The 25,445-nt window shown below is 70.7% G+C and carries 21 protein-coding genes and 1 tRNA gene; 13 read left to right on the top strand and 9 right to left on the bottom strand.

The window, feature by feature from the left end; translation table 11 throughout:
• Positions 1–12 precede the first annotated feature (12 nt).
• Complete coding sequence (locus FM051_RS27575; RefSeq protein ID WP_158848296.1) at positions 13–867, bottom strand: fumarylacetoacetate hydrolase family protein; 855 nt, start codon at positions 865–867, stop codon at positions 13–15.
• 114 nt (positions 868–981) lie between these two features.
• On the opposite strand from FM051_RS27575, the gene FM051_RS27570 reads away from it, so the two are divergent.
• Together FM051_RS27570 and FM051_RS27565 are read left to right on the top strand one after the other, a co-directional pair.
• Complete coding sequence (locus FM051_RS27570; RefSeq protein WP_158848294.1) at positions 982–4,356, top strand: S8 family serine peptidase; 3,375 nt, start codon at positions 982–984, stop codon at positions 4,354–4,356.
• A 101-nt stretch (positions 4,357–4,457) separates the two neighbouring features.
• Positions 4,458–5,387, top strand: coding sequence for an N-acetylglucosamine kinase (locus FM051_RS27565; RefSeq protein WP_158848292.1), 930 nt, complete (start codon positions 4,458–4,460; stop codon positions 5,385–5,387).
• Positions 5,388–5,481: 94 nt separating this feature from the next.
• Here the strand turns inward: FM051_RS27565 and FM051_RS27560 are convergent, their stop codons facing one another.
• On the bottom strand, positions 5,482–6,114 hold the full coding sequence (locus FM051_RS27560; RefSeq protein WP_158848290.1) for a DUF3159 domain-containing protein: 633 nt from the start codon (positions 6,112–6,114) through the stop codon (positions 5,482–5,484).
• A 125-nt stretch (positions 6,115–6,239) separates the two neighbouring features.
• On the opposite strand from FM051_RS27560, the gene FM051_RS27555 reads away from it, so the two are divergent.
• The 7 genes from FM051_RS27555 to FM051_RS27525 all read left to right on the top strand — a co-directional run bounded on the left by FM051_RS27555 (position 6,240) and on the right by FM051_RS27525 (position 14,058).
• Positions 6,240–7,469: an ROK family transcriptional regulator gene (locus FM051_RS27555; protein ID WP_158848288.1), complete on the top strand. Its 1,230-nt coding sequence runs from the start codon at positions 6,240–6,242 to the stop codon at positions 7,467–7,469.
• Between the two features lie 15 nt (positions 7,470–7,484).
• Positions 7,485–8,813, top strand: coding sequence for an ABC transporter substrate-binding protein (locus FM051_RS27550; protein ID WP_158848286.1), 1,329 nt, complete (start codon positions 7,485–7,487; stop codon positions 8,811–8,813).
• A gap of 2 nt (positions 8,814–8,815) precedes the next feature.
• The gene (locus FM051_RS27545; RefSeq protein ID WP_158848284.1) at positions 8,816–9,808 is read left to right on the top strand and encodes a carbohydrate ABC transporter permease; all 993 of its coding nucleotides are present in this window, start codon (positions 8,816–8,818) and stop codon (positions 9,806–9,808) included.
• Complete coding sequence (locus FM051_RS27540; RefSeq protein ID WP_158848282.1) at positions 9,805–10,698, top strand: carbohydrate ABC transporter permease; 894 nt, start codon at positions 9,805–9,807, stop codon at positions 10,696–10,698. Before FM051_RS27545 ends, FM051_RS27540 begins: the two co-directional genes overlap by 4 nt.
• Entirely contained in the window at positions 10,695–12,011 is a 1,317-nt protein-coding gene (locus FM051_RS27535) for a 6-phospho-beta-glucosidase (protein ID WP_158848280.1), read from the top strand. The genes FM051_RS27540 and FM051_RS27535 overlap by 4 nt, the downstream gene beginning before the upstream one ends.
• Positions 12,008–13,003 carry an N-acetylglucosamine kinase gene (locus FM051_RS27530; RefSeq protein WP_158848278.1) on the top strand — a complete coding sequence of 332 codons (996 nt, stop codon included), beginning with the start codon at positions 12,008–12,010 and terminating at the stop codon, positions 13,001–13,003. The genes FM051_RS27535 and FM051_RS27530 overlap by 4 nt, the downstream gene beginning before the upstream one ends.
• 287 nt (positions 13,004–13,290) lie before the next feature.
• Positions 13,291–14,058 (top strand): SGNH/GDSL hydrolase family protein, encoded by a 768-nt coding sequence (locus tag FM051_RS27525; protein WP_158848276.1) that lies wholly within the window; start codon positions 13,291–13,293, stop codon positions 14,056–14,058.
• A gap of 293 nt (positions 14,059–14,351) precedes the next feature.
• Here the strand turns inward: FM051_RS27525 and FM051_RS27520 are convergent, their stop codons facing one another.
• Positions 14,352–17,147: an AfsR/SARP family transcriptional regulator gene (locus FM051_RS27520; protein ID WP_158848274.1), complete on the bottom strand. Its 2,796-nt coding sequence runs from the start codon at positions 17,145–17,147 to the stop codon at positions 14,352–14,354.
• Positions 17,148–17,333: 186 nt separating this feature from the next.
• On the opposite strand from FM051_RS27520, the gene FM051_RS27515 reads away from it, so the two are divergent.
• Complete coding sequence (locus FM051_RS27515) at positions 17,334–18,374, top strand: ADP-ribosylglycohydrolase family protein (RefSeq protein WP_158848272.1); 1,041 nt, start codon at positions 17,334–17,336, stop codon at positions 18,372–18,374.
• 365 nt (positions 18,375–18,739) lie between these two features.
• Positions 18,740–19,519 (top strand): NsdA family TPR-like regulatory protein, encoded by a 780-nt coding sequence (locus FM051_RS27510; RefSeq protein WP_158848270.1) that lies wholly within the window; start codon positions 18,740–18,742, stop codon positions 19,517–19,519.
• A gap of 315 nt (positions 19,520–19,834) precedes the next feature.
• On the opposite strand, the gene FM051_RS27505 is transcribed toward FM051_RS27510, so the two are convergent.
• The 3 genes from FM051_RS27505 to FM051_RS27495 are packed head-to-tail and all read right to left on the bottom strand — an operon-like array spanning position 19,835 to position 22,371.
• A complete protein-coding gene (locus FM051_RS27505) occupies positions 19,835–20,560 on the bottom strand; it encodes an FAD:protein FMN transferase (protein ID WP_238412685.1) in 726 nt (241 codons plus the stop codon).
• A gap of 20 nt (positions 20,561–20,580) precedes the next feature.
• Positions 20,581–21,015, bottom strand: a complete 435-nt coding sequence (locus tag FM051_RS27500) for an FMN-binding protein (RefSeq protein ID WP_158848266.1) — start codon at positions 21,013–21,015, stop codon at positions 20,581–20,583.
• Between the two features lie 12 nt (positions 21,016–21,027).
• The gene (locus FM051_RS27495) at positions 21,028–22,371 is read right to left on the bottom strand and encodes a ferredoxin reductase family protein (RefSeq protein WP_158848264.1); all 1,344 of its coding nucleotides are present in this window, start codon (positions 22,369–22,371) and stop codon (positions 21,028–21,030) included.
• Positions 22,372–22,589: 218 nt separating this feature from the next.
• Between FM051_RS27495 and FM051_RS27490 the strand changes: the two genes are divergently transcribed.
• Positions 22,590–23,288 (top strand): response regulator transcription factor, encoded by a 699-nt coding sequence (locus FM051_RS27490; protein ID WP_158848262.1) that lies wholly within the window; start codon positions 22,590–22,592, stop codon positions 23,286–23,288.
• Positions 23,285–24,727 (top strand): sensor histidine kinase, encoded by a 1,443-nt coding sequence (locus FM051_RS27485; protein ID WP_238412684.1) that lies wholly within the window; start codon positions 23,285–23,287, stop codon positions 24,725–24,727. Before FM051_RS27490 ends, FM051_RS27485 begins: the two co-directional genes overlap by 4 nt.
• Here the strand turns inward: FM051_RS27485 and FM051_RS27480 are convergent.
• The 3 genes from FM051_RS27480 to FM051_RS27470 all read right to left on the bottom strand — a co-directional run bounded on the left by FM051_RS27480 (position 24,724) and on the right by FM051_RS27470 (position 25,306).
• Entirely contained in the window at positions 24,724–24,984 is a 261-nt protein-coding gene (locus FM051_RS27480) for a hypothetical protein (protein WP_476655320.1), read from the bottom strand. The two genes, FM051_RS27485 and FM051_RS27480, sit on opposite strands and share 4 nt — an antisense overlap.
• Before the next feature lie 11 nt (positions 24,985–24,995).
• The gene (locus FM051_RS50760) at positions 24,996–25,229 is read right to left on the bottom strand and encodes a hypothetical protein (RefSeq protein WP_158848261.1); all 234 of its coding nucleotides are present in this window, start codon (positions 25,227–25,229) and stop codon (positions 24,996–24,998) included.
• Between the two features lie 4 nt (positions 25,230–25,233).
• Positions 25,234–25,306, bottom strand: a tRNA-Thr gene (locus FM051_RS27470).
• Positions 25,307–25,445 lie beyond the last annotated feature (139 nt).

Below are 25,445 nucleotides of genomic sequence, written 5' to 3'. Positions count from 1 at the left end.
CCTGGCCCGCCATCACGCCTGGCCGAACGTCTGCCGCTGGCGGCCGAGCCCGTCGATCTCCAGCTCCACCACGTCACCCGCCTTCAGGTACGGCTTCGGCTCCGGCTGCCCGAGTGCGACGCCCGCCGGCGTGCCGGTGTTGATGAGGTCACCCGGTCGGAGGACGAGGAACCAGCTCAGGTAGCGGACCAGCTCGGCCACCGGGAAGATCATGTTCTTGGTGGAGGAGTCCTGCCGCGGTGTGCCGTTGACCCACAGCCGCATGCCCAGTGCCTGCGGGTCGTCGATCTCGTCCACGGGCACGAGGAAGGGTCCGAGCGGGTTGAAGGTCTCGCAGTTCTTGCCCTTGTCCCACTGCCCGCCGCGCTCCAGCTGGAACTCGCGCTCGCTGACGTCGTGGGACAGGGTGTACCCCGCCACGCAGGTCAGGGCCTCCTCGGTGGACTCCAGGTACCGGGCGGTGCGCCCGATCACCACGCCCAGCTCGACCTCCCAGTCGGTCTTCACCGAGCGTCGCGGCACGAGCACCTCGTCGTCGGGGCCGACGATCGTGTCGGGGGTCTTGAGGAACACCACGGGCTCGGCCGGGACCGGTGCGCCGGTCTCCTCGGCGTGGTCCCGGTAGTTGAGGCCGATGCAGACGATCTTGCCCACGCCCGTCACCGGCGGTCCGATCCGCACGCCGTCGACCACGACCGGGTGGAGTTCACCGGCCGCGAGCGCGGCACGGGTGCGGGTGATGCCGTCGTCGGCCAGGAACGCGCCGGTCACGTCGTCGGTCACCGGCGTCAGGTCGTACGTGACGCCGTCGTCGGCACGGACGGCGGGGCGTTCGGAGCCCGACGGTCCCAGGCGCAGCAACTGCACGGCAGGTCCTCCTCAACAGCCGGTCGATAGATCGGATGTATAGCGCCCCAACGCGGGTCCGTCTAGAGGTTGTCCGGTTATTGGTCCGATGAATCCTGGTCACGAAAGGTTGCGATGAAACTCCACCGTGTGGTGTGGGCGTCCGCCGCCACCACCGCCGCACTGCTCGCCACGGTTGTTGTCGGCGGCGGCCCGGTGTCTGCGGAGCAGGCTGCCGAACCGCTGCCGCCGAACCGCGCCGAGCACGCGGGCACCGGGTCGTCCGAGCGGATCGGCGGCCCGGAGTCGTCCACAGGGCCGGAGTCGTCCACAGGATCGGAGTTGTCCACAGGGCCGGGCGGAGCGCGCGAAATCGTCGGTGCCGGCCGGCAGGATCAAGAACAGGGGACCCCCGGGCGGGGACCCCTGCGAAGCACGGCCGGCGGCGCGCTCGCCCGCGCCAACGGGCCGGTCACGGCGTTCGTCGAGCTGACCGAGACCCCGGCCGCCGAGGCGTACGGCGACGAGAAGGCGCGCGGCGCGGGCGACCCGGCGGCGGCGGCCCGAGCGGCACGGCAGCGCACCGACGTGCAGGCCGACCGGGTGGTGGAGGCGTTGCGGGACAAGGACGCGGGCACCCGCGAGGTAGCCAAGACGCGCAACGCGGTGCCCGGCGTGGTGGTCACCGCCGACGCCGCGAAGCTGCGCGAGCTGACCGCGTTGCCCGAGGTCAAGGCCGTGCGGCTGACCGTGCCGAAGGTGGTGCGGAACGCGTCGTCGGTGGAGCTGACGCGGGCCGCGCAGGTGTGGCGGGACACCGGCCGGTACGGCGAGGGCCTGCGCATCGGCATCGTGGACACCGGCATCGACTACACGCACGCCGACTTCGGCGGACCCGGCACTCCCGCCGCCTACGAGGCCGTCGACCGCACCGCGCCGTGGACCGCGACCGCGAAAGTCGTCGGAGGTCACGACTTCGCGGGTGACGACTACGACGCGCACGTGCCGGAGAAGGCGACGCCCGCGCCCGACCCGAACCCGTTGGACTGCCACAGCCACGGCACGCACGTCGCGGGCTCGGCCGCCGGGTACGGCGAGAACGCGGACGGCACCACGTTCACCGGCGACTACCGCACGTTGACGCCGGAGGCGGTGGCCGGCATGAAGATCGGCCCCGGCACCGCGCCGAAGGCGTCGCTGTACGCGTTGAAGGTGTTCGGCTGCACCGGGTCCACCGAACTCGTCGCCCAGGCCCTCGACTGGTCGCTCGACCCGAACGGCGACGGCGACTTCGGCGACCACCTCGACGTGGTGAACCTGTCCCTGGGCAACGACTTCGGCGGCCAGGACGACCCGGACAGCCTGTTCGTGCGCAAGGTCGTGGAGCACGGCGTGATGGTGGTCGCGTCGGCGGGCAACGGCGGCGACTTCTACGACGTCGGCGGCTCGCCCGCGAACACGCCGGAGGCGTTGGCGGTGGCCAACACGCGGGACGCGTTCGCGATCCTGGACGGCGTCGAGGTGGCGGGCGCGCAGCAGCCCGGCCAGTACAGCAAGAGCTACACCGGCTACGACACCCTCGACCAGACGCTGCCCGTGGTGCCGGTGTCCGACCCGGCGAACCTCGACGGCTGCGCGCCGATCACCGAGGACCTGAACGGCAAGTACGTGTGGCTGGAGTGGGACGAGGACGACACGACCCGCGAGTGCGGCTCGGGCGCGCGGACCGACAACGCCGAGGCGGCGGGCGCGGAGGGTGCGCTGTTCACCGCGACCAGCGACAACTTCAGGGCGGCCATCGCGGGCAACGCCCGCATCCCGGTGTTCCAGTTCACCGGCACCGCGACCGAGGCGGTGCGGCCCGCGTTGACCGGTGGGACGTTGCAGGTGCGGATGCTCGGGTCGCTGCGCAACTCCGTGCCGACGACGACGCCGAACCTGGCCGACACGATGACGCCGTCGTCGTCGCGGGGTGCGCGCAGTGCTTCGGCCGCCAAGCCCGACGTGGCCGCGCCCGGTGACACGATCCTGTCCGCCGAGGTCGGGACCGGCGTCGGCGCGATCAGCATGGGCGGCACGTCGATGTCCGCGCCGCACGTGGCGGGCATCGCCGCGCTGGTCCGCGAGGCGCACCCGGAGTGGACCGTCGAGGAGGTCAAGGCCGCGATCATGAACACCGCCGACGGCGAGGTGACCGACGGCGACGACCACACCACCGGCACGCCCGAGGCCCCGATGCGCGTCGGCGCGGGTCGGGTGGACGCGCTCGACGCGGTGGACGTCGACCTGCTGGCCATGGTGCAGGACGACCCGGGCACGGTCGGCGTGACGTTCGGGCCGGTCGAGGCCGCTCTTCCGTTGTCGGTGACGAAGGCGTTGAAGGTGGTGAACAAGTCCTCCGGGTGGCGCACGGCGGCGCTGTCCTACCAGGCCGCGACGACGGTGCCCGGCGCGCAGTTCGAGGTGTCGCCACCGGTGCTCCTGCTGCCGCCGGGCGGGTCGAAGACGGCCCGGGTGACTTTGCGCGTCACGCCCGGTGAGCTGCGCAAGGTGGCCGACCCGACGGTGGTGAAGCAGCAGGCGGACGTGGCCAGGCAGTTCCTGGCGGAGGCGTCCGGCCGGGTGCTCGTCCGGTCCGGTGAGGCCGCGCTCCGGGTGCCGGTGTACGCGGCGCCGAAGCCGGTCGCGGACGTGGAGGCGGTCGATCAGGGTGACGGCACGTTGGTGTTGCGCGGGTACGCGCTCGACCAGGGCGAGGGTGACGAGGCGTACCGGTCGTTGCTCAGCGCGTTCGAGTTGCAGGGCAGCAGCCCGGAGTTGCCCGACTGCACGGACGGGGTGCTGGTCGACTGCGCGTTGAACGGTTCGGCGAAGGGCGGTGACCTGCGGTACGTGGGCGCGGCGTCGTCCGGCGGGATGCTCGCGTTCGGGGTGGTGACCTGGCACAACTGGGTGACGCTCGGCAGCGCCAACAGCCCGGAGATCCGCATCGACACGACTGGTGACGGCGTGCAGGACTACACCGTGCGGGCGGTCAAACCGACCGACGCGAGCGGCAGCGTCACGGCGGACGTGTGGCTGGCGCGGACCGTGCGGGTGGCGGATCACACGGTGGTCGACGAGCAGCCGCTCAACGGCCAGTACGGCGACGTCGACACGAACCTGATGGACAGCAACGTGGTGGTGCTGCCGGTGGAGTTGGCGGCGTTGGGCATCGACCCGGCGGTGGGCAGCGCGCGGCTGACGTACACGGCGGGGGTGTCCGGGCAGTACCCGGCGCCGGGGAACGCGGACGGGTTCGTGGACCGGATCGACACGCCGATGTCGTTCGACCCGTTGCGGCCCGGGTTGGGGCTCGGCGAGGTGTCGTTCGTGGCGGAGTCCGGGGCGGTGCTGGAGGTGCGGCGCGATCCGGAGTCGTTGGCGGCGGACAAAGCGGACAGCCTGCTCCTGCTGCACCACCACAACGCGTCGGGCGACCGTGCGCAGGTCCTCGTTCCCCTGCCTTGATCCCCTGGCCTTGATCCCTGGACCTTGATCACGGAGAGCCAGGTCCGGCACAACCCGGTTGGGCGTGCCGGACCCGGTGCTCGCTGGGCATACTCGTGCGAATGGGTTTCGTGGTGGGTCTGGACGCGGGCGGCACGAGCACCCGGGCGTTGGTGCTCGACCTGGACGGCACCCGGCTGGGCGCCGGGGTCGCGGGCGGCGCGAACCCCAACTCCCACTCGCCGGAGCAGGCCGCCGCGCACGTCCGCCAGGCGCTGACGGCGGCGTTGGACGGGTTGGACCCGGCGAAGGTCCAGTCGGGTGTGCTCGGCATGGCCGGTTCGAGCAAGCTGACCGACCCGGCGGTGGCGGCGTTGTTCGAGGCGGCGTGGACCGGTGCGGGACTGCGGTGCCCGATGCACGTGATCACGGACTGCGAGGCGGCGTTCGCGACCGGCTCGTCGTCACCGGACGGCACGGTGCTGGTGGCCGGGACCGGTTCGATCGCGGCGAGGATCGAGAAGCACGAGCTGGTGTCCACCGCCGGCGGTTACGGCTGGTTGCTGGGTGACGAGGGTTCGGCGTTCTGGCTGGGCCGCGAGGCCGTGCGCGCGACGCTCGAAGCGTTGGAAAAGGACAGCCTGGACGCCCTCTCCACCGCCGTGCTCAACCGCGCGGGCATTCCCGCCCTGCCCCACCGCGACCAATGGCGCCGACTGATCACCGCCGCCAACAACGCCCCGCCGATCCGATTGGCGACCTACGCGCCCCTCGTGACGACCCACGCCACCGCACCGTCAGCGGACCGAATCATCACGGCCGCCGTGCGCACCCTGGCCGACCTGGCCGAAGCGACAAGACCCGAACACGACCAAACGCCGATCGTCCTGATGGGCAGCCTGATCCACGCCCACCCCCTGGGCGAGCGTTTGAAACGCGAACTGACAACCCGCACCACCGCCCCGGTGCGCGTAGCCACCGAAGGCGCAGCCGGCGCAGCGTGGCTGGCAGCCGTGAAAGTCCTGGGCGAATCCGCACCCAGGCCAACCTGAACGTAGGACACACCCGTTCTGAACGTAGGACACACGCGAGAGTCCTACGTTCGCGTTGCGAGAGTCCTACGTTCAGGTGCCCCGAGTTCAACGTTCAGGTGCGGGGGTGGCGTAGGCCCGGGTGGTCGGCGGGGAGGGTTCGGCGGAGGATCCACCAGCTCACGGCTATGCACGCGACTTGCAGGGGCCAAGTCAGAACTGCTCGCATGATGCCCAGGAGGATTACCTCGCCGGCCAGCCACAAGGCGCCGAAGAGGACTACGCGCAGAACGTATTGACCCACCCACGGCCACGAGGCGATTCGGTAGGCGCGCATCAGGTCCGGGTCGCGTCGCCATTTGAACTTCTGGCCGGTGACCAGGCCCACGACCACTCCCAGAAGAGGCCAGCGGAGCACGATCGACACCGACCAGACGAGCGCCGACGCGGCGTTCAGGAAGATCTGCACGAGGAAGAAGTCCTCGGCCCGCCCCGTCTGCAACGCGATGTACGCCGCCAGCACGACCAGCGCGACGGACACGAGCAGCGCGCGCGGCCGTCCGCCCCGCACCACCCGCACCACGCCGACGACGACACCGCACGCGACGGCGACGAGAGCACCGGCGGCGATGGAACGCCCACCCAGCAACCACCCCACCACGAAGGCCAACGGCGGCAGCGAGGCGTCCAACGCCCCACCCCGCCCGCCCAACAGGGCGGCCAGCGACTCCTGACGCGTGTCGGTCATACCTCCAGGGTGCCTTAGGCAAACCTAACTCAGGTAACGGACCCGTCTCGGAGCATTGACCGGGGTAATCCCCCTCACTACCGTCACCACGAAATCGTCTGGAAAGTTAACAGACAGGAGAGACGATGCGAGCCGGGAGCCCGAGGCTGCTGCGCGAGATCAACGACCGCGCCGCGATCGAGGCGTTGCTCCGCAACGGCCCGCTGACCAGGGCCGAGCTGGAAGGGATCATCGGCCTCTCGAAGCCGGCGACCGCGCAGCTCCTCACCCGCCTCGAAACCGAGGGCACGGTCCTGCGCAACGGCTTGCGGGGCGGCGGGCGTGGTCCGCGGGCGCAACTGTGGACCGTCAACGGCGCGCTCGCGCACGTCGCCGCGGTCGACCTCACCCCCGACACCATCGACATCGCCATCGCCGACATCTCCGGCACGACGCTCACCGAGCACCGCGCCCCGATGCCGAAGACCGACGTGCTGGAGGCGTTCCACAGCGCGATCACCAAGACCGCCGCCCAGGCGGGCCTCACCACCGACGCACTGCACCACGTCGTCGTGGGCAGTCCCGGCGCGGTGGACCCGGCGACCGGGCGCCTGAACTACGCGCCGCACATGCCGGGCTGGGAGAACAAGAACATCCCGGAGGAGCTGGAAGCCCTCCTCGACACCTCCGTCACGGTCGAGAACGACGTCAACCTCGTCGCCCTCGAAGAGATGATCGCCGGCCGCGCGGTCGGGGTGCGGGACTTCGTCCTGCTCTGGCCCGCCGACGCGGTCGGTGCGGCCGTGGTCGTCAACGGCGTCCTGCTCCGGGGCGCGACCGGCGGCGCGGGCGAGATCGACGCCCTGCAGGTCCCCGACCACGCGCACGCCGACACGGGCACGGCACGCACCGGCAGCCGTTACGGCGACCTGCTGGACAGCGGCGCCATCGCCCGCCTGGCCCGCGCGCACGGCGTGTCCGCGCGCACCGGTCAGGCCGCCGTGGAGAAGGCCTTGAGCGCGGGAACGGCCGGCCGCGAGTTCCTGGTGGACCTGGCCCGCCGCGTCGCCACCGGCGTCGCGAACGTGATCGCCGTGCTCGACCCCGAACTGGTGCTGCTCTCCGGCGAGATCGCGCAGGCGGGCGGCACCACGCTCGCCGACCTCGTCGCCGCCGAGCTGCGGCACCTGGTGGTTCCACGCACCCCCGTCCAACTCGCCCTGGTGACCGGGAAACCGGTGCGTTCCGGCGCACTGCACTCCGCGCTGTCGGTCGTCAGGGAACAGGTGTTCGGTCTTCCGGCCGCCACGACCGAACCCTTCCGCGGCCCTCGACGAGAAGAGCAAGCCGCAGCAACGTCCCCGTCCGCACGTTGACCTGAAGGAGAGCACATGCGCAAGCTCCACCGCGCAGCGTTGCTATGCGTGGCCGCAGCGGTGTCCGTCACCGCGTGCGCGGCAGGCTCGGGCAGCAAGACCGAGCAGTCGGGGCCAGCGGCGGCTCCCGGCCGGGACGACAAGTTCTCCCTGACCGTCTGGAGCAACTACTCGGGACGTGAGCAGGACGAGGTCACCAAGGCCTTGGAGAGCTTCAAGAAGAAGTACCCGAACGCGGAGATCAAGCACGAGGGCAGCCAGGACGACGACAAGATCACCGCGGGCATCCGCAGCGGCAACCCGCCGGACGTGGCCATGTCGTTCACCACCGACAACATCGGCCAGTTCTGCTCCAGCGGCTCGTTCCAGGAGCTGAAGCCCTACATCGAGCGCGACGACGTCGACCTCGGCCAGATCCCGGACGCGGTCCGCTCCTACACCGAGTACAAGGGCAACCGCTGCGCGATGCCCATGCTCAGCGACGTGTACGGGCTGTACTACAACAAGGACATGCTCGCCGAGGCGGGCATCACCGCGCCGCCGAAGACGACGGCCGAACTGCTGGACTTCGCCAAGCGCACCACCAAGAAGGCGCCGGACGGCACGATCGAGGTCGCCGGTTTCCTGCCGACCATGCTGTTCTACGCCAACCGCCCGCCGATCTGGGCGCCGAACTTCGGCGCGAAGTGGGAGACCCCGGACGGCAAGTCCGGTCTCGCCAGCCCCGAGTGGGCGGCGATGCTGGAGTTCCAGAAGCAGCTCGTGGACTTCTACGGCTACGAGAACCTGGAGCGGTTCCGCGCCGGGCTCGGCCAGGAGTACTCGAACGACCACGCGTTCCACCAGAAGAAGATCGCCATGATGATCGACGGCGAGTACCGCACGGCGTTCCTCGAGGACCAGGCCCCGGACGTCAGGTTCGGCACCGCGCCGTTCCCGACGATCAAGCCGGAGCTGTACGGCATCGGGTTCACCACCGGCACGATCATGGGCGTCCCGAAGGGCGCGAAGAACCCCGGCGCGGCGTGGGAGCTGATCAAGCACCTGTCGTTCGACACCGAGGCGATCGTGAACCTGGCCAACGGGATCAAGAACATCCCGAGCACGAAGGCGGCGCTGGCCGACCCGCGCCTGGAGGTGGACGAGAACTTCAAGACGTTCATCGACCTGGCCACCTCCGGCAAGCTCCAGGGCAACCCGGTGACGCCGATCGGTGACGCGCACATCAAGGCCATCGGCGACTTCGCCACCTCGTGGCAGGCAGGCAAGGTGCCCGACCTGATGGCCGGGCTGAAGGAAGTCGACCAGCAGATCGACGACCAGATCGCGAAGAGCGGCAAGTAGGGATGACGGCCACGCTGGAGCGCGTGGACGTGGTGCGGACCGCCCCTGCCAAGGGGCGGTCCCGCTCCCGGGCCCGTCACCGCCTCACCGTGCTGGCGTTCCTCGCGCCCGCGATCCTCGGGTTCACCCTGTTCTTCGGCTACCCGCTGATCGCCACGATCGGGTTCTCGTTCACCAAGTACGACCTGATCAACCCGCCCGAGTGGATCGGGCTGGAGAACTACGCCTACATGTTCTCCGACAAGCTGTTCCGCACCGCCGTCTACAACACGCTGTGGTTCGTGGTGGTGCTGACGGTCGCCCGCGTGGTGTTCGCGCTGGGTGTGGCGTCGGTGGTCGCCCGGTTGAAGTCGGGTGTGGGGTTGGTGCGCACCCTGTGCTACCTGCCTTCGTTGGCGCCGCCGGTGGCCGCGACTTTGGTGTTCTTCCTGGTCATGCGGCCGAACGAGGGTCCGCTGGACGCGTTCCTGGGTTGGTTCGGCATCGAGAGCCCGTTGTGGTTCGCCGACCCGGCGTGGGCCAAGCCGGGCATCGCGGCGGTGATGCTGTGGGTGTCCGGCGATTTGATGATCATCATTCTGGCGGCGATCCTGGACGTGCCGCAGGAGCAGTACGAGGCGGCCGAGCTGGACGGCGCGGGCCCGGTGCGGCGGTGGTGGCACGTCACGCTGCCGACGATCTCGCCGGTGCTGATGTTCGGCGTGGTGAACTCGATCATCCTGGCGTTGCAGCTGTTCACGCAGGCGGTCGTCGCGGGGTCGGCGGCGAGCGGGTCGGCCGACGTCACCGGCGCGACGAAGAACCTCGGTTTCCCGGAGAACTCGACGCTGACGTTCCCGGTGTGGCTCTACACGCAGGGCTTCCGCTACTTCGACATGGGTTACGCGGCGGCGATGGCGACCGTGCTGTTCGTCATCTTGTTCGCCGCGACCGCGCTGCTGGTGCAGCGCATGCGCAAGTCCGCGCACCAGGAGGAAGGGGGACCGGGCGCATGACGACGGCAACGCTCCCCGTCACGTCGCCGGCCTCGTCCCCGTCGCGGGAGCCACGCCGTCCGCGCGACTGGCGGCGGGTGCTCGACTGGGTGGCCGTGCACAGCCTCGGCATCGCGCTCGGGCTGATGTTCGCGCTGCCGATCGTGTTCGTGTTCCTGACCGCGGTGATGTCGGACAGCCAGGCGTTCACGAAGGACCTGTGGCCGCGCGAGTGGCACTGGGGCAACTTCCTGGAGGTCTTCGACAAGGCGCCGTTGCTGAAGTACCTGGGTAACAGTCTGCTGTACTCGCTGTTGGCGACGATCGGGATGCTGCTGTCGTCGATCCCGGCGGCGTACGCGTTGGCGAAGATGAAGTGGCGTGGCCGCAACGCGGTGTTCCTGCTGGTGGTCGGCGCGATGATGCTGCCGCCGCAGGTGGTCGCGGTGCCGTTGTACGACACGTGGTCGAGCCTCGGGCTGACGGGTACCTTGTGGCCGTTGATCGCGCCGTACTTCCTGTTCGACGCGTTCAGCATCTTCCTGCTGCGGCAGTTCATCCTGACGATTCCCCAGTCCTATGTGGATGCCGCACGGGTGGACGGGTGCTCCGAGTTCCAGGCGCTGGTGCGGATCATCGTGCCGATGGCGCGGCCGGGTATCGCGGCGACCGCGTTGTTCTGCTTCCTCTACACGTGGAACGACTACTTCGGCCCGCTGCTGTACACCAGCGAGAAGCCGGACCAGTGGACGCTGTCGTTGGCGCTGTCGTCGTTCAAGGGCATGCACCACGTGCAGTGGAACCTGGCCATGGCGGTCACGCTGCTGATCATGGTCCCGGCGGTGGTGCTGTTCGTGTTCGCGCAGCGCTCGTTCGTCAAGGGCATCACGTTCACGGGGGTCAAAGGGTGAAGCTCACCGTTGTCGGGGGCGGGTCGACCTACACGCCGGAGTTGGTCGACGGGATCGCGGGGCGGCGCACGAGCCTCGCGGTGGACGAGATCGTGCTGGTCGACCCGGACGTGTCGCGGTTGGAGGTGGTGGGGGCGTTCTCGCAACGGCTGCTGAAGCACGCCGGGCACCCTGCTGTCGTCACCACCACCACGGATCTGGAGCGGGGGGTCGACGGGGCGTCCGCTGTGCTGCTCCAGTTGCGGGTCGGCGGGCAGGCCGCGCGGGCGTCCGACGAGACGTTCCCGCTCATGTGCGACTGCGTCGGGCAGGAGACGACCGGCGCGGGCGGGTTGGCCAAGGCTCTGCGGACGGTGCCGGTGGTGCTGGACATCGCCGAACGGGTGCGCGCGATAGCCGGTGAGGACACCTGGATCGTCAACTTCACCAACCCGGTCGGGATCGTGACGCGGGCGTTGCTGCAGGCCGGGCACCGGGCGGTGGGGCTGTGCAACGTGGCGATCACGTTCCAGCGCTGGACGTCCGCGCTGCTCGGCGTGCACCCGGAGAGCGTGCGGCTGGGGCACGTCGGGTTGAACCACTTGACGTGGGAGACCGGGGTGTTCGTGGACGGCGTGGACCGGCTGCCGGAGTTGCTGGACCGGCACGGTGACGCGTTGGGCTCGCACATCGGTGTGCCGGCGTCGTTGATGCGGCGGTTGGGGATGGTGCCGTCGTACTACCTGAAGTACTTCTACGACCACGACGAGGTGGTGCGGAAGCAGAAGACCGAACCGCCGCGCGCCGAGGTGGTGGCGGGGGTGGAGAAGGAGCTGCTCGACGTGTACGGCGATGTGGGGGTTGTCACCAAGCCCGCGCAGTTGTCGCAGCGTGGTGGCGCGTACTACTCGGAGGCGGCGGTGCAGTTGGTGCACGCGTTGACCGGCGGGGCCGGGCCGGGAGCGGCAGATTCCGAGCGGCACGTGGTGAACGTCCGCAACGACGGCACGCTGCCGTTCCTGCCCGACGACGCGGTGATCGAGGTGCCCGCGGTCGTGGACACCAAGGGTGCTTCGCCGCTGCCCGTGCCGTCCGTGCCGCCGTCGATCACCGGGTTGATCGCCCACGTGACGAGCTACGAGCAGCTGGCGCTGGACGCGGCGGTGCGCGGTGGGCGTGACCGGGTGGCGGACGCGTTGCTCGCGCACCCGTTGATCGGGCAGCACTCGATCGCCGACCGGCTGGCCGACGAGTTGGTGGCGCGCAACGCGGACTTCCTGCCGTGGGCGAAGGGGCCCGCGGGAGACGTGCACGGGGGGAAAGGGGTCCAGTGACGGACCGGGTGCTCGCCATCGACGGCGGGAACAGCAAGACGGCCATGGCGCTGGTCGACGTGGACGGGCGGGTGCTCGCGCAGGTGCGCGGGCCCGGTGCGTCACCGCAGCAGGTGGGTCTTCAGCGCAGCGTGGACGTGTTCGAAGGGCTGGCCCGTGAGGCGGCCCGGCGGGCGGGACTGGGCGCGGACGAGCCGATCGCCGCGCACACCGCCGCGTACCTGGCGGGGGCTGACCTGCCGAAGGAAGAGGACGACCTGCGTTCGGCCATCGAGGCGCGTGGGTGGTCGGGGACGACGGTCGTCGGGAACGACACGTTCGCCTTGCTGCGGGCCGGCACGGCGGACGGCATCGGCGTGGCCGTGGTGTGCGGGGCGGGGATCAACTGCGTGGCGGTCGCGCCGGACGGGCGGACGCACCGGTTCCCGGCGTTGGGGCGGATCTCGGGTGACTGGGGTGGTGGCGGTCACATCGGGTCGGAGGCGTTGTGGCTGGCCGTGCGCGCCGAGGACGGGCGGGGTGAGCCGACGGCGTTGCTGGACGCGGTGATCGCGCACTACGGCACGGCGACGTTGGCCGAGGCGGTCGAGCTCCTGCACTTCGAGGAGGTCGAGTTCGACCCGCACGCGCTGTGCCCGCTGCTGTTCCAGGTGGCGGCGGCCGGTGACGCGGTGGCGCGGACGGTGGTGGACCGGCTCGTGGAGGAGATCGTGCTCTTGGCGCGGGTGTCGCTGTCGCGGTTGGCGCTGCTGGCGGAGCCGGTGGACGTGGTGCTCGGCGGTGGGGTGTTGACCGGGACGAGCGGTGTGGTGGTCGACGCGGTCGACGTTCGGCTGCGGGCGTACGCGCCGGCGGCTCGGGTGCGGGTGGTGGACGTGCCGCCGGTGGTCGGGGCGGCGCTGCTCGGGTTGGACGCGTTGGGCGCGTCACCGGGGGCTGAGCTGCGGTTGCGGACGGCGTACGAGACGCCGGTCGAGGTGGCGGCCGGCTGAGGTGACGGCTGGTTCAGGACGGGCCGGCTGAGAAGAGCCGGTCGATCGACACCGGTGCGCGGGAGGTACCTGGCGGCGGCCCCTCCCGCGCACCGGTCCTTCGCTCGACGTGATGTGCGACGCACTCGGTGGTCCGGAACCTGGTGAATCACCCAATGCAGACACTGGTTCACACCACCGAGTGACACCTTGGTAACAGGGCGGCCAATTGCCGGTGGCGCGGGTCGGACCTGGCGTTGCATGCTGTCCTGCGCGGTCATGGGGGTGTCGCGCGGAGGGGAGGGGCGATGCACGGTCTGGACAGCTTCGTCGCGGTGGGTGACAGCTTCACCGAGGGCATGGACGATCCGGCGCCGAACGGCACCTACGTGGGCTGGGCCGACCGGCTGGCCGCGATGATGTCGACCCGCCAGGAGGGTTTCCGGTACGCGAACCTGGCGATCCGGGGCAAGATGCTCCAGGAGATCGTGGACGAGCAGATCCCGCTGGCGGTGTCGCTGAAGCCGAAGATGGTGACGCTGTGCGGGGGCGGCAACGACATCCTGGTGCCCGGCAGCGACGCGGACGCGTTGGCCGAGGTGTACGAGATCGCGGTGGCCGACCTGCGGGCGGCGGGCGCGGAGGTGCTGATCTTCACCGGGTTCGACCCGAAGCACACGCCGCTGCTGCGGTCGTTGCGCGGCAAGATCGCGATCTACAACAACCACCTGTGGTCGGTCGCCGAGCGGTACCACTGCAAGGTGGTCGACCTGTGGTCGATGACCGTGCTGCACGACCGGCGCGCGTGGAGCGAGGACCGGCTGCACCTGTCGTCCGAGGGGCACCGGCGGGTGGCGCTGCGGGCTGCCGAGGTGCTCGGGTTCAAGTCGGACGAGGAGTGGAACACCCCTTGGCCGCCGCCGGCGGACGAGGATTGGATGACGCAGCGCCGGCACGATTTGAAGTGGGCGCGGGAGCACGTGATGCCGTGGATCGCGCGGCAGTTGCGGGGCGAGTCGATGGGTGACGGGCTGGCGCCCAAGCGGCCTGAGTTGTTGCCGGTCTGCGGGGAGTGACGCGGCTTGACCCCGGGGTTTGTTTTCCGGGGTTGAGGGTTGGGGTTGAGGGTTGGGGTTGAGTCCGGCTCCCGCCGGTTGGGTGCGGAGCGGGTGGGACTGGTGGCCGGCGGCGCGATGAACTGCAGGAACAGGCCAGCCGGCCGGCGCTCTCCCCCGAACGCCGGCCGGCTGGTTCGGGTGGCTTCCCCCCTGGTTCCCCCTCCCAAGAGCCACCCGGCGCCGACCACTACTCGCTTGATCAGCACCGTGTCCAAGTTCCCACGATTTCGGGCGGTCGCGCTAAACAGCGGCTAAACCTCGGAGGTCAAGGCTTCAAGAGCCGTTCGGACCAACATCGCCCGGGGTGAGCCGAGGCGTTCGAACAGCCGAAGCGATTCGGCCAGCTCTGCTTGTGCCGCAACGCGTTCACCCCGTTTCGTCAGCACTTGACCGAGGACTTCGCGGCCCCACGCCTCCTCGAACTGCATGGAGCCGCCGCGGGCCAGTTCGACGCCTTGGCGGGCGTGTTCCTCGGCCTCGGCCAGCAGTCCCAGTTCGGCGTACAGCTCGGCCAGGTTGTTCACCGCGACGGCGTACGCCCGCTCGTCGCCGTTGCGGTGGTAGATCTCCATGGCCAGGAACTGGTGTCGCGCGGCCGTTTCCCGGTGTCCGAGCCGTTGCTCCACGTGGGCGAGGTTGTTGAGCACGGTGGCCTCGCCGAGCGCGTCACCGTCCCGGCGGGCCAGGTCGACGGCTTCCCGGTAGTGCGCCAGGGCTTCCTCCACCAGTCCCTCGGCGTTGAGGGCCAACGCCAACTGGTCCAGCGTCATCACCAGGTAGCGCGGCTCGCCCAGCTCGACCGCGATGCGGTGTGCCAGTTCGGCGTGTTCGAGTGTGCCGCGGAGGGCTCCCGCGCGGTTGTTGATGTCGTGCATCGCGTTCAGGACCAGCATCTCGCCGCGGCGGTCGCCGCTGATCCTGGCGGATGCCAGGCCGAACTCGGCGATGCCGTGCCATTCGCGGCTGACCAGCCTGGTCACGCAGTAGGTGTGCACCAGCCGCACGAGTTGCCAGACGTGTTCGTGCAGACCGGCCTCCGAACCGGCGTGCACCAGCGCGATGAGGTTCGGCCACTCCTTGTCGAACCAGGACAGCGCCTGCCCCGACGTGGCCGGCCTGGGCGCGGTGGAGTCGGTGAAGTCGAGGCCGTCGGACACCGGCCGGATGAGCCGTCGCGCGTGGTCGCACGCGGCGAGGTAGTGCTCCATCAGCCGGCGCAGGGCGCCGTCGTGTCTCCGCTCCTCCAGCACTTCCCGGGCGTACAACCGGACCAGGTCGTGCAGCACGAAACCGCCGCGCCACTGCTCCACCAGCAGGTGCGCGTCGGCCAGGTCGGCCAGCCGGCCGGCGGCCGTGCCCAGGTCGATGTCGCACACCGCGGCGATGGCGTGCGGGCTCACCCACCGCCCGGGCACCAGACCGGCGGCGCGAAACGTCTCGGCCAGTTCCGGCGGGAGGTTGCGGTAGGACACCGCCAACGCGCGGCCGACGCCGACACCGGAGTCGGCTAAGTCCAACGTGCGCAGGCGGGTGTCGTCGTCGGAGAGCTGGGCCACCAGCGCCTCCACTGTCCACTCAGGACTGAACACGAGCTTCGCGGCGGCGATGCGGAGTGCCAGGGGCAGGTTGCCGCACAGCTCTACCAGCATCCGGATGGCCGCCGGCTCCTGGTCGGACAACGGCTTGCCGACGACCTCGTCCACCAGTCGGACGGACTCCTCATCGGACAACGTGTCCAGCGTGAGCATCCGCGCGCCGTTGCTGACGACGAGTGATTCCAGGCGGCGGCGACTGGTCACCAGCACGACCGAACCCGCGCCTGGAGGGAGCAGCAGTCGGACGTGCTCGGGGTCCCACGCGTCGTCCAGCACGACCAGCACGCGCCGCTTGGCCAGCACCGACCGGTACAGCCCTACCCGGTCGTCCAGGTCGCGCGGCACGCCGTCCGCGGGCACGCCGAGCGCCAGCAGGAACCGGGCCAGCACCTCGGCGGGCTCCACCGGCTCGCGGTCGGGCGCGAAACCGTTGAGGGAGGCGAAGAGCAGCCCGTCCGGGAACTGCTCGGCCCGCCGGTGCCCCCACGTCACGGCCAGCTCGCTCTTGCCGATCCCCGGCGCGCCGTTGACCACGGCGATCGTGGTGGCGGCCAGGTCGCGCGAGTCGCACAGGCGGTCCAACCAGGCCAGTTCCTCGTCGCGACCGATGAAACCGCTGGCCGCGGCGGGCAACTGGGCCGGCACGACCACGCCGGGACGCGGCGGCACCGGGGCCGCCTCGGGCAGGCCGGGCGAGCTGAGCGCCGGGTCGTCCCGCAACACCTGCTCGTGCAGCACCCGCAGGCCGGGACCGGGGTCGATGCCCAGCTCGTCGACCACGCGCCGGTGGAAGCGCTGGTAGGCCTCCAACGCGTCGGCCCGCTGACCCGACCGGTACAGCGCCCGCATCATGTGACCGACCAGGCGTTCCCGGAACGGGTACTCGTTCACCAGCTGCCGCAGCTCGCCCACCAGCTCCAGGTGCCTGCCCAGTTCCAGCTCGGCCTCGATGCGCTCTTCCACTGCGGCAAGCCGAAGCTCTTCCAGGTCGGTCGTGATCGGATCACCGGGAACGTCGGCCAGCACCTGGCCCCGCCACAGGCCGAGCGATTCGCGCAGCAGCTGCGCCCGGATCGGCGCGGGCTTGCCCCGCGCGCTCGACACGAGCTGCCGGGCCCGGTGGAAGTCCAGCCGCCACGGGTCCACCGACAGCTGGTAGCCGGGCGGCGTGGTGAGTATCCGCGCCGAGCCCGCCGGGTCGGCCTGCTCCAGCATCCGGCGCAGCCGCGACACGTAACCGTGCACGATCGTCCTGGCCGTGGCAGGTGGCTCGTCGGCCCACAGGCAGTCCACGATCTCGTCGATCGGGACGACCCGGTTGGCCTCCAGCACCAGCATCGCGAGCAGACCGCGCATGCCCTTGCGGCCGATCACGAGCTGCCGGCCGTCCGCGAGCACCTGCAACGGTCCGAGGACGCCGAACTCCAGCCCGCTCTTGCTCCGGTCAGCCATGCCCCTCCCCCGCCCAGTCTCACGGCTCGGTCACTGGATCAGGTGCGCCCGGTGTGCCGTTAGATACCTGTGGGTAAATGTTGCTTGCTCAAGTAGTCGTGCTCCCATGACCGGACGTCGGCACGACGGCTAGGGTTTTGGCCCCGGACAGTCCCAGCCGGCTTCTGGGCTAGTGCAGGAGGGCAAGTGCCGCGCGAGCCGATGAACGTGGTCGACCGTGGCGCCGCTTGCCTGTTGGGCGGTGCGCTCGGCGATGCCCTTGGCGCGCCCATCCAGTACCTGGGGTGGACGGACATCCAACGAGACCACGGCCCGGAAGGTGTTCTCGAGCCGCCGCGTCCCGCATTGGTCACCGACGACACGCAGCTCACCCTGTTCACCGCGGACGGCTACCTGCGGGCGTGGGTGCACGGGCGGGCCACGGGCGAGTGGGACCCGGTCGAGATCGTGTGGCAGAGCTACCGGCGGTGGTTGATCACCCAGCAGGTGGCCGCGCCCGAGCCGGGTGCGGTCGGCCTGGTCGGCGACGAGCGGCTGTACTCCAGCCGGTCGCCCGGTCTGACGTGCCTGCGCGCGTTGGCCGCCGACACGCCGCCGACGCCGGAGCAGCCGCACAACGAGTCGTCCGGCTGCAACGGCGTGACCCGCACCGCGCCGGCCGGGTTCGCGCCCAGCGCCGAGATCGCCTACGACCTGGGGTGCCGGTTCGCCGCGCTGACCCACGGCGGCACCGGCGGTTGGGTGTCCGGTGGGGCGTTCGCGCTGCTGATCCACCTGCTCGCGGTGAAGGGGCGGCCGATGCGGGAGGCGGTGGACCAGGTCATCGGACGGGTGCTGCGGGACGACCCGTACACCGCGAACACGCTGAACCGGGCCGTGGTGTTCGCCGACGAGCACAAGGCGCTGGGGTTCGACTCGGTGCGGGTGGACCGGTTGGGCAGCGGGTGGACCGGGCCGGAGGCGCTGGCGATCGCCGTGCACACGGTGCTGGTGTACCCGAAGCGGGCGCAGTTCGTCGACGCGCTGCGCGCGGCGGCCAACCACTCCGGCGGCAGTGACGCGACGGCGGCGTTGACCGGCAACATCCTGGGCGCCCTGCACGGCACGGCGGCGTTGCCCCGGGACTGGCTGGCGGGGCTGGAGCTGGTGGACCTGCTCACGCAGCTCGGCACGGATCTGGGACGTTCGGTGACGGGGCAGGAGTTCGACTTCGCCCGGTACTCGTGACGGTGGTGTGAAGACGGGGGAAGCCGGCCTCGGCACGCACGTTCCCGAATGCGTGCGACCGAGGCCGGCTCTCCACGTGGTCGGCGGTGGGACACGCCCCGAGCGCGGAACCCGGCCGACCTGCCGTGGAGCGGGAAACCCGTGGGCGGAACCGTAGCAGAGCGCATGTAAGCGGTCACAGGCGGCCCACCCCTAACATTGGTCACAGGCGGCCCACGCCTAACAATGGCGAGGTGGTGGTGCACCATCGTGCAGGTGGCGCTGGGACTGCGGACGGCCCTGGACCTGCTCGATGAAGTGGGTCCGGACGGCCTGACACTGCGCCGGTTCGGCTAGTGGCGGCGGGCATCCGCGCGGTCACGAAGATGTTGATCGCCCTCGACGCCGAGCCGGACGCACGCGATATCGGGAACCTGGCCGTTCAAGCTCTTCGACAAGCCCCGCCGCCCACTCGCGACACCGTCGACGCCCTCGCCGAACTGGCCGAGGTCACCGGCTGGATCCTGTTCGAGGAGGAACGCCAACCCGAGGCGCACCACCACAACCTCGCCGCCTTGGCACTGGCCCGTGCCGCAGGCAACCGGGACCTGGAAACCCTGACCCTGCTGACCATGTCGATGCAACGCGCCCACGTCGGCAGGTTCACGGAAGCCCTCCACCTGGCCGACCACGGCGAGTCCACCACCACCTCGCCCCGCGTACGCGCCATGTTCGCCCTCCGCCGCGCCCGCGCCTACTCCCGAATGCGCCTGACGTCACCGGCCCTCCACGCCCTCGACCGCTCCCGCGCGGCCCTCGAAGACGACCCGTCGGCCCCACCGTGGGCGTGGTGGATCGACGAAAGCGAACTGCTGGCCCACCACGGCGCCGTCCTGGCCAACCTCGGCCGCCTGCACGAGGCCCTCCCACTACTCACCGACGAACCCGGCCCGAGGTTCCGGGAAGTAGTCCGAGCCATGCGCTACCGAACCCTCGCGGCCCTAGGCGAATGGACCGGCCCACCACCAACCTTCACCAGCCCGAGAGCTGTATCGATTGCTGTGTCTAATTGCGCCGCCTCCGGCGTCGCGGGCTCGGCCGCCCGGGAGGTCGGCCGCTCGCGCCTGATTTTCCGACGATCGAAAAGCGTGATCGCCGGAAAATGAGTCGCGAACGACCGACGGCGGCCTCGCGTGGTGGTCGACGCCCAGCCGAACGGTCAAACCGCCGAACCGGTGGTGGCCGACGAGGCCGGTCAGTCCCACGGGACCACGACGGACCCGGCGGTGGCCGACGAGGCTCGATTTGACATGGGTTCGGGTGCCATAGGCTGGTCGGAGCCGGCAGGCGTGGCGGGACGCTCTTCCCCGCCATGCCTGCCGGCTGCGGCCTGCCTCCGGTGCCCGTAAGGGCCCCATGTCAAATCGAGCCGGACTGGACCCCAGGCGGTGTCGATCACCGGGCACCAAGCCGCCATCGGCTCAGCCGGCGACCGACGCTCCGGCAACCGACGCTCCGGCGACCGGCAGACCAGCGGTCCGGTGCACGCCGTGGTCGGCGTCCACCGCGAACACTTCGCAACCCTCCTGCTCGGCCGCCCACTCGATGCCGGCGACGCCCATCGCGAAAGCCGCCGTGGCGGTGGCGTCGGCGACGGTCAGGGTGGGGGCGACGACGGTCAGGCTCAGCAGATCCGTGACCGGCCGGCCGGTGCGGGCGTCGAGGATGTGGTTGCCCCGCTCGTACCGGGCCGAGGTCGCCACAGCCTCGGACGTCACTTCCAGGACCGTGCAATACCGGTCCGCCTCAAGCGGGTGGCGCACGCCCACCCGCCACGGGCCGCCCGACGTGGCCACGTCGCCGCCCGCGTTGATCACGAAGCTGGTGGAGCCTGCCGCCGCGAGCAGGTCGGCGGCACGTTGCACCGCCCAGCCCTTGACCACCGCGCACGGGTCCAGGCCGCGGCCGGGGATGCGGGCGCTGAACGCGCCGCCGGTGGCCCGTTCGTAGTGGTCGCACAGGTCCAGCACGTGTGCCAGATCCGGGCTGAGCCCGTTCGGGGCGGGCTCAGCCCGGTCCAGCCGGGACACCTCGCTGTCGGCTCGGAACGGGCTGAACCGCGCATCCACCTCGCGCAGCCACTCGAACGCCCGGTCCACCGCGGCGGGGTCCCCGTTGCGGAGGTCGACCGAGATCGGGAAACCCATGATGTGCTCGACCCTGCGCACTAGTCGCCCTTCGCATCGATCGCGGCCTGGAGCGACTGCACGTACGCCCCGCTGGTCGTGGTCGCGCCGGACACCGTGTCCACGTCGGCGCTCTGCGCGTCCAGCGTCTCCCGCACCAGCACCGGCACGGCCATCTTGGTCGGACCGCTGTTCGGCTGCTTGACCATGGTCACCGCGGTGATCTGATCACCCGCGTACGTCAGCCGCACCTGCACGTCGCCGTACTTGGTGCTGATCAGGGAACCGGTCACGGTCTGGGCACCGGAGGCGGCGGGCGCCTGGGACGTGCCGGAGACGTCCGGCGCGGCGGTGTCCGGCGCGGCGGCCGCAGGTGCTTCGGGAGCAGCGACCACGGTCTCCGGCTCGGCCTCGAACCGCCACAGCGGCACCAGGCCCGCGATGGTCAACAACAGGATCGGAACGGCTCGCTTCACTTTCGTTCTCCCTCAACCGGCCAGGCTGAAACGCTCGGCGTGCACCTGGTGCTTCGGCACACCCAGGTCCCGCATGGTCTGCAACACCGCGTTCGTCATCCCCGGCGGCCCGCACACGAACACGTCCCGGTCCCGCACGTCCGGCACCGCGCGCCCGATCGCGTCCGGTCCCAACGGCGCCCGGTCGGACGGCCCGGTCACCACGTGCAGCACCGCGCCACGCGCATGGGCCAGCCCGCGCATCTCGTGCAGCAGCACGGCGTCCTCCGGCCTGGTCACCCGGTAGATCACCACGACGTGCCCGCGCAGTTCCTCCAACAACGCCCGCACCGGCGTGATCCCGACCCCGCCGGCCACCAGCAACGTGTTCGGCCGCGTCTGGTGCAACGTGGTGAACGCCCCGTACGGACCCTCGGCGAACACCCGAGTCCCGACCTTCACCGACCGCAACGCGGCACTGCCCGGCCCCAACGCCTTGGCGGTCAGCCGCAGCGACCGGCCGTCCGGAGCCGCGGAGAGCGAGAACGGGTTCGCCTGCCACCACCGGTCCTTGGTCAGGAACCGCCACAGGAAGAACTGACCCGCCCGCGCGGGCAGCTTGTCCAGGTGACGTCCGGTGATGTGGATCGACACCACGTTCCCCGACTCGGGCACGACGGCCGCGACCCGCAACCGGTGCCGCAGGTTCCGCCACAGCGGCAGCCCCAGCCGGCCGACGAACACGGCGCCGAGCGCGAACCCCCACACGCCCCACCAGTAGGCGGTCGCGAACGCGGACGCGGTGAACGTCGGCCCGACCGCCACCTGGTGCGAGAACGCCAGCACCACGGCGACGTAGGTGTAGAGGTGGACGAAGTGCCACGTCTCGTAGGCCATCCGCCGCCGGGCGAACCGGGCGGACACCGCGCCGACCACGATGATCAGCACCAGCGCCACGATCGCCCGGAGGATGCCGTCGATGGTCGTGGCCATCGTCACCAGCTCGTCCACCGGCGGCAGCGAGGTCACCTGCGCGTACCCGAGCGTGATGAACACCGCGTGCGTGAGCAGCGTCCACAGCAACGAGAAGCCGATCCAGCGGTGCCACGACGTGAGCCGGTCCATGCCGAGCCGCCGGTCCAGCCACGGCAGCCGGGCCACCAGGAGCAGCTGGAACGCCATCAGCAGCGCCCCGTACAGCCCGGCGAGCCTGCCGATCAGGATCAACGCGTTCACCGACAGGCCGGCCTGGAAGAACAGCACGGTCACCAGGAGCACGTTCGCGGCCAACACCGCGAACAGGCCGGTGCGGGCCACCACTCCGGGGCGCGCGGACGGCCGGCGCTCGACCGGCGCCGAGAGTTGGAGGGTTGTCACGTGTGGCACTCCTTGCCGATGTGTGGCCGATACCGATGTGGGCACCGATACGGGGTGGGCCGGTACCGGGGTGGGGGCCGACACCGATGTGGGCCGACACCGAGCCTGCTGTGCGGACCTGTGCATCGCCTGTCACGAACCTGTCGACTCGCTGTTGATCCGTTCGGCGGCAGCGGATCGCCTCGCCCGCCCGGACGGCGGTAGCGCACCATGGACACGTGGACAAGGGCACTTCGGTTCGACTGCTCGTGGTGGACGACGAGCCGCACATCGCCGATCTCGTGGCGACGGTCGCGCGCTACGAGGGCTGGCAGGCGGTGACCGCGGGCAGCGGTGAGGCCGCGTTGCGGGCCGCCGCCGACTTCCACCCGGACATCGTGGTGCTCGACCTGATGCTGCCCGACCTGGACGGCTTCACCGTGCTGGACCGGCTGCGGTCGGCGGGCGCGATGGTGCCGGTGGTGTTCCTCACCGCCCGTGACGGCACCGCGGACCGGGTCGCGGGCCTGACCCGCGGCGGGGACGACTACCTGGTCAAGCCGTTCTCGGTGGAGGAGCTGATGGCGCGGCTGCGGGCCGTGCTGCGGCGGTCGACCGGGCCGACGTGGAAGCGGTCGGTGCTGAAGGTGTCCGATCTGGCGATGGACGAGGACACCCGCGAGGTGCGGCGGGGCAACCGGCTGATCACGCTCACGCCCACCGAGTACGAGCTGCTGCGGTACCTGATGCGCCGCTCGCCCGCCGTGCTGACGAAGGCGCAGATCCTCGACCACGTGTGGGAGTACGACTTCGGCGGCCGGTCCAACGTGGTCGAGCTGGTCGTGTCCCACTTGCGGCGCAAGCTCGACGACGGCGGCGAACCGCTGATCCACACCGTGCGCGGCGTCGGCTACGTGTTGCGGCGAGCGGCGGAGTGAAGTTCCGGCGGCTGAGCCTGGGCACCCGCCTCGCCCTGGGTCTGGGCGCGCTCGCGTTGGCGGTGTTCGCGGTCGTCGGCACGGTGATGGCACGGAGCATGCAGGGGTACCTGGAGCGCCGGCTCGACGCGCAGATGGAGACCACGCAGATCTCGCTGAAGAAGAACCTCGCCAGCACCGGCACGGTGAAGGGCGCCGCGTACGGCTGGTACACGGTCGTCTACGACGTGAACGACGGCAAGGCGGACCCGAAGAACCCCGACGACCTGCCGGAGGACGGGGACGATTTGGCCGCGGTGGCGTTGGACACCACCACGCGCGACCCCGTGTACCGGACCGAGTACTTGAAGGGCGACGGCACGTACCGGCTGCGCGGGTGCGCGGTGTCCGACGGTGTGGTGTTGGTCACGGCGGCACCGATGGGCGACATCTCCACCACCGTGCGGCAGCTGGTGATCGTGGAGGTGGCCACGTTCCTGCTCGCGCTGATCGCGTTCGTGCTGATCGGGCGGGCGGTGCTGCGGCGCGGGCTGCAGCCGTTGAGCGACATGGCCGCGACCGCGCACGACATCACGTCGCACGACCTGACCGACTCGGCCCGGCTGCCGGTGCGCGCCGAGGGCGGCAACGGCGGCGTGGAGGTCGAGGAGCTGCGCACGGCGTTCAACACGATGCTGGACCACATCGACACGTCCCTGGCCGCCCGCACCGCCGCCGAGCAGCGGTTGCGGCGGTTCATCGCGGACGCCTCGCACGAGCTGCGCACGCCGTTGACCTCGATCCGGGGTTACGCGGACCTGTTCCGGTACGCGGCGGCGAACGCGCCGGAGGAACGCGAGGCGCACCTGGAGAAGCTGCGGTCGGAGGCGGCGCGGATGAGCGTGCTGCTGGACGACCTGCTGCTGCTCGCCCGGCTGGACTCGGCGGAGGTGGAGACGCCGCTGCGGGTGACCGAGGGCGATCTGGTGGCGTTGGCGCGGGAGGCGGCGGACGCGTTCCGCGCGGCCCGACCGTCGCACCCGCTGACCGTGACCGTCCCGGACGGTCCGGTGCCGCTGGTGTTCGACCGGCTGCGGCTGCGGCAGGTCGTGGACAACCTGCTCACCAACGCCGCCGTGCACACCCCGGCGGGCACGGCGGTGTCGCTGTCGGTCTCGGTGGAACCCGGGTCGGCGGTGCTGCGGGTCGGTGACGCCGGTCCCGGCATCGCGCCGGCCGACCAGGCCCGCATCTTCGACCGCTTCTACCGGGTCGACGACTCCCGCACCCGTGATCGCGGTGGCAGCGGGCTCGGGTTGGCGGTGGTGCACTCGCTGGTCGCCGCGCACGGCGGCACGGTCGAGCTGACCAGCCGACCGGGCTCGACCGTCTTCGCGGTCGGATTGCCGCGGCTCGGGCGCGTCTCCCGAGTCGGGGCCGACGACCACGACCAGGACTAGGGAGTCCGGGAGTCCCACCAGGCGAGCACCCGGGTCCCGAACAGGGTCAGCCACTTCGACGGCTCCCCCGCCGGCACGTCGACCTCGAACCACACCCGCCCGGGGTGTCGGCGGGCCTGGAGCCAGGTGCCGTCCGGCTGCCTGGCGGCACGGACGAGCTCGATCGCGTCGGCCATGCGCGGGTCCGGCGGCGTGCCGTCCAGCAGTGACACTTGGCGGAAGTACTCGGCCGCGTTGAGCACGTCCGGAGATTTCACGGGGACACACCCTAGCCGGCGTTCGAGGACTCCGCCCACAGGTCGACGCCCGAGTCGACCGCGTGCTCGTCGATCCGCTCCACCTCGTCGCCGGCCGCCCGCAGAACGTCGGCTTCAACGGCGTGTGGCGGTCGAACGCGACGAAGTTCGTCGTCCTGGTGACCGACGCCGGACCGGGCGGGTTCGACGACACCCACACCGCCGCCGACGTGGCCGACGCCCGCCGTACCATGATCATGATCCACTCTGAGCCGGTGGCGGGACTTGAACCCGCAACCTTTCGCTTACAAGGCGAGTGCTCTGCCAATTGAGCTACACCGGCATGGCCCGGAGGCCTGGAACATCGTAAGCGCCCGCACGGGGTGCCACCTGCGGCGAACGGTCTGCTCACGGTGCGCTCACATTGGTCCATCCGGAGGTCACCAGTACCGTCCGGGTGGCCCTGCGAACCCCTAAAACCG

It is taken from the genome of Saccharothrix deserti (assembly GCF_009769385.1).
Lineage (GTDB): Bacteria > Actinomycetota > Actinomycetes > Mycobacteriales > Pseudonocardiaceae > Actinosynnema > Actinosynnema deserti.
Note: the sequence above shows the minus strand (reverse complement) of the source record. Positions and strands in the feature narration are given on the sequence as shown.

Bases quoted from the DNA above. Each gene is read 5' to 3' on its own strand.
- FM051_RS27570 (WP_158848294.1), top strand. From the start codon at position 982: ATGAAACTCCACCGTGTGGTGTGGGCGTCCGCCGCCACCACCGCCGCA.
- FM051_RS27565 (WP_158848292.1), top strand. From the start codon at position 4,458: ATGGGTTTCGTGGTGGGTCTGGACGCGGGCGGCACGAGCACCCGGGCG.
- FM051_RS27560 (WP_158848290.1), bottom strand. From the start codon at position 6,114: ATGACCGACACGCGTCAGGAGTCGCTGGCCGCCCTGTTGGGCGGGCGG.
- FM051_RS27555 (WP_158848288.1), top strand. From the start codon at position 6,240: ATGCGAGCCGGGAGCCCGAGGCTGCTGCGCGAGATCAACGACCGCGCC.
- FM051_RS27550 (WP_158848286.1), top strand. From the start codon at position 7,485: ATGCGCAAGCTCCACCGCGCAGCGTTGCTATGCGTGGCCGCAGCGGTG.
- FM051_RS27545 (WP_158848284.1), top strand. From the start codon at position 8,816: ATGACGGCCACGCTGGAGCGCGTGGACGTGGTGCGGACCGCCCCTGCC.
- FM051_RS27540 (WP_158848282.1), top strand. From the start codon at position 9,805: ATGACGACGGCAACGCTCCCCGTCACGTCGCCGGCCTCGTCCCCGTCG.
- FM051_RS27525 (WP_158848276.1), top strand. From the start codon at position 13,291: ATGCACGGTCTGGACAGCTTCGTCGCGGTGGGTGACAGCTTCACCGAG.
- FM051_RS27520 (WP_158848274.1), bottom strand. From the start codon at position 17,147: ATGGCTGACCGGAGCAAGAGCGGGCTGGAGTTCGGCGTCCTCGGACCG.
- FM051_RS27510 (WP_158848270.1), top strand. From the start codon at position 18,740: ATGTTGATCGCCCTCGACGCCGAGCCGGACGCACGCGATATCGGGAAC.
- FM051_RS27505 (WP_238412685.1), bottom strand. From the start codon at position 20,560: ATGGGTTTCCCGATCTCGGTCGACCTCCGCAACGGGGACCCCGCCGCG.